The organism is Oleiphilus sp. HI0128 (assembly GCF_001635365.1).
In genome coordinates, this window is sequence record NZ_LWGG01000565.1 from 42201 (window position 1) to 48200 (window position 6000).

Genomic DNA, 6000 nt, shown 5'->3' on the forward strand with positions numbered 1-6000 from the left:
TATTCAACCTATTCGCACACCGGAGTCACCTATGTCACCAAGCGATAACAAAGTAGTCATTGGTAGCGAGGAGTGGTGCGCATTTCCCGAGCTAGGAATCCCGGCCATAAAAGCGCGTGTGGATTCGGGGGCAAAAACATCGTCTATTCATGCTTTCAACATTCAGCAATTTCGTAGAGATGGGGCTGCATGGGTGAGTTTTGAAGTGCACCCGCTTCAGAATAATCGCCGTACAGTTATCAGGTGTGAGCGCCCGATCATAGACAAGCGAGTTGTTAAAAGCTCTAGTGGCGTCTCAGAAACCCGTTTTGTTGTGCAAGCGCCACTAAAAATTGGTGAAATGATTTGGGAAGTAGAGTTAACGCTTGCTAATAGAGACTCCATGGGTTTCAGAATGCTTCTTGGGAGAGAAGCTATGGTAGGCCGGATGCTTGTTGACCCTGAACAAGAAGACTTGATGGGTGCAATTTCACAAGAAACAATCGATGGATATTATGGAAAAAAGGAACCTGAAAAGAGTGGTCTTAAGATCGCCCTGCTCGCAAGCAATGAAGAGCTGTATAGCAACCAGAGATTACTGGAGGCTGGCGAAGAGCGAGGCCATGAAATGGTTTTCCTCAATGTTAAGCAATGCTATATGAAACTGGATGCACTGGAACCTGAAGCGCATTATCGCGGAGGAACGATACTTAATGATTTGGATGCTGTCATTACAAGAATAAGACCTAGCGTGACATTTTACGGAACCGCATTAGCTCGCCAATTTGAAAGCATGGGGATCTATACAACGAACTCCTCAGCTGCAATTTCACAGTCCAGAGACAAACTGTTCTCTTTGCAACTCATGCTCAAGAGTGGCATCAATATTCCAACGACTGGTTTTGCTAACTCACCAATAGACACAAATGACCTCATTGAAATGGTGGGCGGCGCACCCTTGATCGTGAAACTTCTTGAAGGCACACAGGGGCGAGGTGTCGTTCTGGCCGAAACAAAAAAAGCAGCAGAAAGTGTTATCAACGCCTTCAAGTCTTTGAGGGCTAACTTGCTTGTGCAAAAATTTATTAAAGAGGCAAATGGCAAAGATTTACGATGTTTTGTTATTGATGGAAAAGTTGTTGCTTCAATAGAGCGCTCAGCAGCCCCTGGTGAGTTCAGAGCGAATATCCATCAAGGCGGGTCGGCGTCAATCGTAAAAATAACCAAAGAAGAAAGAGCATTAGCAGTGAAGGCTGCTAAAGTATTAGGTCTTCAGGTTGCTGGCGTTGATATTATACGGTCTGATTCCGGTCCGTTATTGCTTGAGGTGAATTCTTCCCCAGGTCTTGAAGGCATTGAGACAGCGACACGTAAAGATATCGCTGGCATGGTTATATCTTCGATAGAGAAGAAGCTTAAGTGGAAGAGACAGCTACCAACTATTGAAAGCGAGTAAGTCGACTTCTTCGCATCAAACGATAACAACGATTCAGGAGCTAGTATTGGATCAGCAACAAGATAAACCGAGTAAAATTAAGCAGAACATCGACCGGTACGGTATAGATCACTGGGGTAATGACTACTTCGGAGTTTCTGATGAAGGCTGTGTCACGGCGAAAACCTTGAATGTCTCTATTCCTTTGATGAACATTGTAGAAGGAATGATCGATCGGGACCTTCAGATGCCGGTTTTGTTGCGAGTCGAAAATATTCTAGATGCTCAAATTAAGCGCCTAAATGATGCCTTTGCTGAGGCGATAGAAAAGTTAAACTATCAATCACCTTATCGGGGTGTTTATCCGATCAAGGTAAATCAACAAGCGCAGGTTGTTGAAGAGATTGCCAGTTTTGGTNCTCGTTTCAAGCATGGCCTTGAAGTCGGCAGTAAACCTGAAATGATTGCTGCGCTATCGACACTTGAAGAGCCGGGCAGTTTGATTATCTGTAACGGCTATAAAGATGAAGAGTTTATTGAGCTTGGTTTACAAGCAACCAAACTGGGCTTCCTATGCTTTTTTGTGATTGAAACCTTAACCGAGCTGCCCATTATTATAAGATTGAGCCGCCAAATGAACATTCAACCCCACATTGGTGTGCGGGTGAAAATGACCTCTCAAGTCAGTGGGCATTGGAATTCAACGAGCGGTGATCGCAGTGTGTTTGGTCTAACTAGCACACAACTTATCGATGTGGTTGATAAGCTAAAGCAAGAGAACATGCTGCACTGCCTCGAATTATTGCACTGCCACTTAGGTTCACAAATCCCCAGCATTCATGATATTCGAAGTGGTGTCGTAGAAGCCTGCCGCTATTTTACTGACCTAATGAGTGAGGGTGCAGAATTAACCCATATAGATTTGGGTGGTGGCTTAGCGGTTGATTATACCGGCGCACAAAGCAATGACGATAAAAGTCGTAACTACACGCTTGAAGAATATTGTGAAGATATTGTCGATACTCTCAAGCAAACCTTGGACGACCATAATATTCCTCACCCAACGATTGTCACGGAATCTGGGCGAGCAACTGTCGCTTACTCTTCAATTCTGCTGTTCAATATTCTAGATACCAATATTTTTGAACCAATCAGTCTGCCCGAACCATCGCCTGAGGAGCATCAACTACTCACAAAGATTCGTGAGATAAAAGACTACCTATCGCCACGGCGAGTACAGGAGTGTTATAACGATGCGCATTTTTATCGTGATGAAGTGCGTGCTTTATTCAAGCGTGGGCAGCTCTCATTAAGAGAGCGATCAATCGCAGAAAACTTATTTCTCGATGTTCTTCATTGTATCGCAGACCTGTTAGATACAATGGATAAAACGCCACCAGACCTGGAAGACCTTAAGCTATCGTTGGCAGATATCTACTATGGAAACTTTAGCCTATTTCAATCGCTGCCAGACATATGGGCGATTGATCAACTGTTTCCGATTATGCCAATTCACAGGCTGCATGAGACGCCAACACGTCAGGCAGTGCTGGCGGATATAACCTGTGACTGCGATGGAAAAATTGATAAATTTATCAACGAATTCGGCACAGCAAAAACACTCCCATTACACCCGATTAAAGAAGGTGAAGAGTATTACTTGGGGGTGTTTCTGGTCGGCGCTTATCAGGAAACCTTAGGTGATCTGCATAACTTGTTTGGCGATACTAATGTCGTCAGCGTGCGTCTGAACGCTGATGGCAGCTTTGATTTCGTTAAAGAAATTCATGGAGACACCATATCTGACGTACTCAGCTATGTAGAGTATCAACCTAAAAATATGATGCTCAACTACCGAAATACGGCTGAGAGAGCGGTAAAAGAAGGACGAATTACAGCACGAGAGCGTCAGCAGATGATCAAAACCTTTAACTCGAGTATGCAAGGTTACACCTACTACGAGAGAGAACATTGAGCCGTAATAGCGCTTAGCTAAGGCTATATTATTGAATAAGATTATTGTAACAACTGAAAGAACAGGACTATGACTATGGCAAAAGTATTGATTATCGGCGCTGGTGGCGTCGGTCAAGTCGTTGCGCAAAAATGCGCTCAATTACCCGATATTTTTACCGAGATTACGCTTGCTAGCCGGACAGAATCTAAGTGCAAAGCAATCGCCAAGCAGATACAAGAAAACTATCAGCGGACAATCGAAACGGCTCAGGTTGACGCCGATAAGGTTCCTGAATTAGTCGCGCTCTTAGAGAAAGTTAAACCGTTTATGGTCATTAATGTTGCCTTGCCTTATCAGGATCTGACGATCATGGATGCCTGCTTGGAAGCGGGTGTTCACTACCTTGATACGGCGAATTACGAACCATTAGATACGGCAAAATTCGAGTATAAATGGCAGTGGGAATATCAAGAACGTTTTGAGAAAGCAGGCTTGATGGCATTGCTGGGCTCAGGGTTTGACCCAGGTGCAACCAACATGTTTACTGCCTATATTGCCAAACACTATTTCGATGAGATCCACTATCTTGACATTATCGATGTAAACGGTGGTGATCACGGCTACCCCTTCGCGACAAACTTCAACCCTGAAATCAACATTAGAGAAGTCACCGCAGAGTGCCGCCATTGGGAAGATGGTGAGTTTGTAGCGACGCCTGCCATGTCGACACAGCAGAGCTTCACCTGCCCAGATGGCGTAGGCACCTACAATATTTTCCGAATGTATCATGAAGAGCTTGAGTCCTTAACCAAGCACTACCCTTCAATTAAGCGTGCGCAATTTTGGATGAGTTTTGGCGATAGCTATCTCAAACACCTAGAGGTCTTAGGGAATGTTGGGATGACAGGAATTGAGCCGATTGAATTCCAAGGCCAGGAAATTGTACCTATCCAGTTTCTGAAAGCCTTGCTACCAGACCCGTCTACTCTAGGCCCTCGCACTAAGGGTAAAACCTGCATCGGTTGTGTGGTCCGTGGCCTTAAAGATGGCAAAGAGAAAACAGTTTATTTGTACAACGTCAAAGATCATCAAGACTGCTACCAAGAGGTTCAATCTCAAGCGATCTCGTATACCACAGGAGTTCCAGCGATGATTGGTGCGAAAATGATGATCGAAGGCCATTGGATGAAGCCCGGTGTCTGGAATATGGAGCAGCTTGATCCAGACGCCTTTATGAGTGATATGAATGCCTATGGCTTATCGTGGAAAGTCATTGAAAACCCAGGGTTTGATTTGATCTAATGCTTAGTTCTATTTGCTTAGACGTTGGTAGGAAATAGGCATGGTTAAAGCAAAAACCTTTGAAGCGTTCGACCCAGCACGGGTGCCTTCTCCTTGCTTTGTCGTGGATGAAGTCGCAATAGAAAAGAACCTTAAAATACTGAACGAGGTACAGGAAAAGTCGGGCGCCAAAATATTATTGGCGCTTAAGGCTTTCTCTATGTTTAGCCTCGCGCCGCTTATCAACAAATACCTGGTAGGCACTTGTGCCAGTGGTTTGCACGAGGCACGTTTAGGCTATGAAGAGTTCGGTGGCAAAGACTTGGGTCAAGAGGTTCATACCTTTTCAGCCGCCTACACTGAGCATGACTTAGAAGAGATTATGGCAATCTCGAAACACGTCGTGTTCAACTCGTTCGGTCAGTGGGAGCGATTTAAAGAGAATGCCAAACGAGCCAAACAGGCTCGGCCTGACTTAGAGTTCGGTTTAAGGATCAACCCTTTGCACTCCGAGGGCACAACACCGATCTACGACCCTTGTGCGCCAGGCTCACGTCTGGGGATTCCAAGATCGGCGTTTAAAGATTGTAGCCTGGATGGTATAAGCGGTTTACACTTTCATACCTTATGCGAACAAGGTTTTGACGCGCTTGATAGAACACTTGCCGAAATTGAAAAACAATTTGCTGACATTCTACCTCGGCTTGAATGGGTGAATTTTGGTGGCGGACATCATATTACCCATCCAGACTACGACGTTGGCGCTTTGATCGAACGCATCAAACTATTTCAAGATCGCTACCAACTGCAAGTTTATTTAGAGCCAGGTGAAGCCATTGCAATTCACACAGGAGTATTAGTATCAGAGGTACTAGACCTTACCTACAATACTGTTGATCTTGCGATTCTGGACACCTCTGCCACCTGTCATATGCCTGATACAATTGAAATGCCTTATCGAGCTGATATTTTTGGTGCCGGAGCAAGTGATGAATTTACTTATAACTATCGTTTAGGCGGGCAGACTTGTTTAGCGGGTGACGTCATGGGCGATTACAGTTTTCAAGAGCCCTTAAGCATTGGCCAAAGACTGATGTTTGACGACATGACACATTACACCATGGTCAAAACCAATACCTTTAATGGCATTGGTTTACCGGCTATCGCGATCTGGAATTCAGAAACTGATACGCTTCGAATAGTCAAAGAGTTCGGCTATGACGACTTCAAAAACCGTTTATCATAAGGGGCATAGAGCATGGATTTAGACACAAACGAATTTGACCAACTCGCAGCGCCTGGCTATCCCATTTTTTTAGGTTCAGAGTTTAAACACCCTAAACCTGAA

Annotated in this window: 4 protein-coding genes and 1 pseudogene; all 5 read left to right on the forward strand. The window is 44.7% G+C overall.

Annotation, left to right across the window (positions count from 1 at the left end; all coding sequences use genetic code 11):
* Positions 1-31: 31 nt before the first annotated feature.
* Positions 32-439, forward strand: a pseudogene (locus A3763_RS28350) (ATP-dependent zinc protease); the annotation flags it as partial.
* 18 nt (positions 440-457) lie between these two features.
* Positions 458-1435, forward strand: a complete 978-nt coding sequence (gene rimK, locus A3763_RS06870; protein WP_197470084.1) for a 30S ribosomal protein S6--L-glutamate ligase — start codon at positions 458-460, stop codon at positions 1433-1435.
* Between the two features lie 46 nt (positions 1436-1481).
* Positions 1482-3389: a biosynthetic arginine decarboxylase gene (gene speA / locus A3763_RS06875; protein WP_068759959.1), complete on the forward strand. Its 1908-nt coding sequence runs from the start codon at positions 1482-1484 to the stop codon at positions 3387-3389.
* A gap of 75 nt (positions 3390-3464) precedes the next feature.
* Positions 3465-4673: a saccharopine dehydrogenase family protein gene (locus A3763_RS06880; protein ID WP_068509216.1), complete on the forward strand. Its 1209-nt coding sequence runs from the start codon at positions 3465-3467 to the stop codon at positions 4671-4673.
* 40 nt (positions 4674-4713) lie between these two features.
* Positions 4714-5898: a carboxynorspermidine decarboxylase gene (gene nspC, locus A3763_RS06885; protein ID WP_068509218.1), complete on the forward strand. Its 1185-nt coding sequence runs from the start codon at positions 4714-4716 to the stop codon at positions 5896-5898.
* Positions 5899-6000 lie beyond the last annotated feature (102 nt).

Coding starts and splice junctions, on each gene's coding strand:
- rimK (WP_197470084.1), top strand. CDS start 458: ATGGGTGCAATTTCACAAGAAACAATCGATGGATATTATGGAAAAAAG.
- A3763_RS06880 (WP_068509216.1), top strand. CDS start 3,465: ATGGCAAAAGTATTGATTATCGGCGCTGGTGGCGTCGGTCAAGTCGTT.
- nspC (WP_068509218.1), top strand. CDS start 4,714: ATGGTTAAAGCAAAAACCTTTGAAGCGTTCGACCCAGCACGGGTGCCT.